Source organism: Novosphingobium sp. CCH12-A3, assembly GCF_001556015.1.
GTDB classification, from domain to species: domain Bacteria; phylum Pseudomonadota; class Alphaproteobacteria; order Sphingomonadales; family Sphingomonadaceae; genus Novosphingobium; species Novosphingobium subterraneum.
Genome location: NZ_LSIA01000009.1, coordinates 1 through 252, shown reverse-complemented (window position 1 = coordinate 252; position 252 = coordinate 1). Strand labels below are relative to the sequence as shown.

At 65.1% G+C, this 252-nt stretch carries 1 protein-coding gene; it reads right to left on the bottom strand.

Annotated features, from left to right (window positions below; translation table 11 throughout):
* Nucleotides 1-197, bottom strand: a 197-nt coding sequence (locus tag AX703_RS00175) for a type II toxin-antitoxin system YafQ family toxin (protein WP_062341754.1), incomplete at its 3' end; no start/stop codon positions are given.
* Between the last annotated feature and the right edge of the window lie 55 nt (nucleotides 198-252).

Below are 252 nucleotides of genomic sequence, written 5' to 3'. Positions count from 1 at the left end.
GGCTTGACGTGGCAATCGCGGTAGCCCGCCCAATCGCCGCTCAGATCATGGTCGCGGTATTTGGGATCAAGCGGCGTGTCGGTCGCGAGCGCGGCCAGGACGGGCAGAAGATCGGCATCGAGGGTCGCTCGATGCCGGCCCTTTGATTCCCGCTTGTAGTCGCGCTTGAACCGGGTCGAACGATCAATCGTCCGCATGGAGGTCCGCCATCAGCGCATCGACGCTGGCGAACTTGGTCCCCTTCCCCGCCGC